The organism is Vicinamibacteria bacterium, assembly GCA_035620555.1.
Taxonomy (GTDB): Bacteria; Acidobacteriota; Vicinamibacteria; order Marinacidobacterales; family SMYC01; genus DASPGQ01.
Genome location: DASPGQ010000788.1, coordinates 1 through 3721 on the forward strand (window position 1 = coordinate 1; position 3721 = coordinate 3721).

The following is a 3721-nucleotide window of genomic DNA, read 5'->3' on the forward strand; positions in this document are numbered from 1 at the left end:
TAGGCGATTCCTTCCGGGTCGTCGAGCCCATCGCCGAGCGTGTCCCAATGCGTCACCTGATCGTCCGATGTGACCCCGTCGAACAGCCCGTTGGGCCCGGGATGCACACGGTAGACCTCGCGGTTGACGCCGTCCACCACATAGAGAACCCCGGCGACAGGGTCGATGGTGACGCCCTCGGGATCCGTACTTCCGTAGTCTCCCGTCTTGAAGGAAGTCACGATGTCGTCCGACGTCCGGTAGAGCTCGTCCGGCCCCGGATTCAGCTCATAGACGCTCCGACTGCCGGTATCGTCGGAAAAGAACAGGTGAAGGTTGTTGGGATTGAACGCGATCCCTGTCGGCTCGTCCGAGAAGGACAAGGTATTCCAGAAGTTCATGACCGAACCGGTCGTCGTAAACTCCCAGACGTTCGCCCCGTCGTAGATATTCATCTCGTTGACTTCGCCATCGCTCATCATGAGTTGGCCACGATGGCTGTCCCAGGTAACCCCCGACGAATCGGGACTCGGGGGAGAGAAATTCTGGCTGAGGATCGTCTGAACCAGCGTCCCCTTGGACGCGATAGCCATCGGCGCCGGTGGCGCGGTCATCGAGATCTCGAGAAGGTCGGTCCTGCTCGACGGCTCGCTACCCGTCGGCGGACCAAAAGCCGCTCGGCGACGAACCCGAGCTCTCGAGGTTTCTCTCGAGATGTACAGGTTCCAAATCGAGGGATCGTCCGTCGCATCCGCGCTCGGAGCGAAGAACATTCCCCGCACATTCCCGAGCCGCAGACGGGAAACGTCCCAGCTCCCAGCCACGACGCCGCTCGGCGTGACGGCGTACAGCCGATCCCCACCGGCGCTCAGCGAATACAGATGCCCGCTCGAAGGCTCGAAGGCGAGGCCACTGAGCGCTCCGAGGCCGCTTTGGCCCAAATCCATCGTCCCGACCGCTACCAAACCACCTCCAGCCACCGGGGCCAGAGTGACGACCCGCGGCCCCGAGCCATCCAACACATAGACCCGGCCGCTCACTGGATCCGATGTGAGTCCCGAAGGGTTCTCGACCTCCAGGCGCTCGCTCACGTAGGTCCAGCGCTCATCGGGATCGACCCCTCCCGTGGCTCCCGCCCCCAGTGAAGCCACACCCCCGTCCACGATGGCGAGGAGGCGATTGCCACGATGGTCCAGAGTCGCGTTCAGCGGATTGCGGATCGTCGCCCGCAGGGAAACGCGGTCACTTACCGCCCCCAGACGACTCGCTAACCCGACACCGGAAAAAGACGCGGACGGACCCTCCGAGCTGAGAACCAGAAACGACCCGGCACGGGCCGAGAAAGCGACAACCGCTTCGTTCTCCAACTCCAGCTCTTCTCCGGGAACGCTACGGACCAGGTAGACTTCCGACGCCTCCTGGGCCCAGCCCGCGGCCGCGCAGAACATCGACAGAAGAATCGAGGTCAGAACCTTCCCAAATGATCGCTCCTGTCGGAAGAGCCATGGGATGAGTTGCCTCACGCGTTTTACTATCACTCGCACTCACCTTGCTGCCGCGTCGGGAACCGGAGGGGCACGCACCCGTCGCAACCATGCGACTTGGGGGCTCAGTGTCAGACTTCCCCGATTTGCGGAGGGGGCGCAAGCTTAATCCCAACCCAGAGGCTAAGCACACACGTTATAAGACGATGCGGCACGCGTGTCAAGTAGTTCAGTGGCTTGGCTCGGTAAATTACCGCCCCACCGATTGCTCTAGCGGGGTTTCAGTCCCCTGCGGCTTGGTCAATGACGATTCTCGACGTCCGAAGGCGGGGCGACTGCCCGCCCATTCCCCGTCGAGCGCTCGTATCCGTAACCGTAAGACTTCGGGTAGCTACGGCCTTGTTTCACCCCTTCGTCTCCCACGTCGATGTCGTTGAGGACGATGCCGGTGATCTTTCCATTCTCGCTTTCGATGAGTTTCCTCGCGGTGATAACCGTGTCGCGCCGGGCCCCGCTTCGAGTCACGAGCACGATGGTGTCGCACTTGTGGGCGAGTACGTGCGAATCGACGACCGGCAGGAGGGGGGCGGAGTCGAGCACGATCAGGTCGAACCGATCTCGACATTCCTTGAGTGTCTCATCCATGGTCTGCGAGCTCAGCAACTCCGCCGGCGCGGGCGTAGGAGGACCCGCGAGCATGAGGTACAGCCCCGGGACTTCCGTGCTCGGGACACAACCGGTCTGGACGGCGTCGTTCCCCGTCAAAACGCTGCTCAACCCCACTTGATAGTGCAAACCGAAAGCGGCATCCAAGCGGGGGGAACGAAGGTTGGCGTCCACCAAGAGAACTCTCTTCCCCAGCTGGGCGAGACAAACTGCCAGCTGAGTCGCGACGAATGTCTTCCCCTCGCCCTCGGTCGAGCTGGTCACGAGGACCGTTCGTCTCGGTGTCCCCGGCCTGAGCAGAAGAAGTGCGAGGAACTTCGCTCGCTCACTCGAGGCGAAGTTGGGAGGGGCCGCGGCCGTGGTTACGTCTCGCGACGGGTCGCGAGGAAAGAACCCGAGATAAGGCAAGCCGAGACGGCGGATGTCGGCCGCGGTAAACAAACTGGTGTCCTGACCGTGGAGAACGAATGCAATCCCGACCGCAAGCACCAAGCCCAGTATCGTGCCGATCGAGAGGTTGATCTCGTGCCTCGGACTGTGGCGCTCGGTCGGAACGACGGCCTTGTCCACGAGGCGAACCATCATCTGCTGTCTTTCACCCAGCTCGGCTGTGAGGCCGGTGGCACTCTGCCGCCTCAACAGCTGCTCGAGGACCGCGCGTTCGTTATCCAGCTCTACCTTGATCTGCCGGTAGTCGGCCGCTACCGTGTCCTGGTCGCGAGTTCGCTGCCTTTGTTGTTCCAGGTCTCTTTGGAGCAGGGCCTCTTCCCGAAGCGCCGTCTCGTAGCGGACCCTCGCCGCTCCAATGACCTGGCCCGCCACTTCCTCGGTCTCCTGCCGAAGGCGCTCCTCCACTCTATCTAGGGCAATTCGGGTTCGTTGGACGTCGGGGTAGTTCTCTTTGAACCGGCTCGCCAGCTCGGTGTAACGACGCTCCAGCTCGGCCTTTTCCCGTTTGAGATCCTGGATCGCCGGATTGTTCAAAACGTCGGGAAGCGACTCGGCGTCCTCCTCCTGCAGACTTCGATAATGGGCCCAGGCCTGGGCGCGAGCGGCCTGCACCTGTGTCAGCCTGGTGGTCATCTCCCCGAGCTGTTGAACAACCGTGTTCGCCCGCTCCTCGACGATGACGAAGTCTCCTTTTTCACTGCTTTCCTGGAGCAAGGCTTCTTTCTTCTTGATGCTCTTTTGCAGTTTCTCGATCTCACCCCGAATGAAATCCGATGTCATGCGCGCCACTCCCGAGACGGACTGGCTGCTGTAAGCCACATACTGCTCGGCCCAAGTATTGGTGAGCTGGGCCGCGAGCTCGGGCTCGGGTGCGACGAAGCTGATCTCGATGAGCTGGGTATTGGCCACTGGAGCGACGCGAAGCATATCCAGCAGGGTCTCGGTGCGGCGCATCTTGGCCAAGTGGTCGTTGGCGCCGCGACTCCTGTCTGGGAAGAGCGGCAGCTGAGCCAGATTCAGCTCGTCGCTGACGCGTTCTGCGAGGGTTCGGCTCCGGAGTATCGCTTGCTGGGTCGCGAAAAACTCCTCGTAGCGCGAACGCACTTCCTCGATCGTGCGGTCATCCACGAGATTGATCTGGC

The 3721-nt window shown here is 61.9% G+C and carries 2 protein-coding genes; both read right to left on the minus strand.

Going from position 1 to position 3721, the window contains the following annotated elements:
• On the minus strand, positions 1-1427 hold a 1427-nt coding region (locus VEK15_31705; GenBank protein HXV65304.1), incomplete at its 3' end, for a hypothetical protein.
• Positions 1428-1763: 336 nt separating this feature from the next.
• Positions 1764-3721, minus strand: a 1958-nt coding sequence (locus VEK15_31710; GenBank protein ID HXV65305.1) for a polysaccharide biosynthesis tyrosine autokinase, incomplete at its 5' end; no start/stop codon positions are given.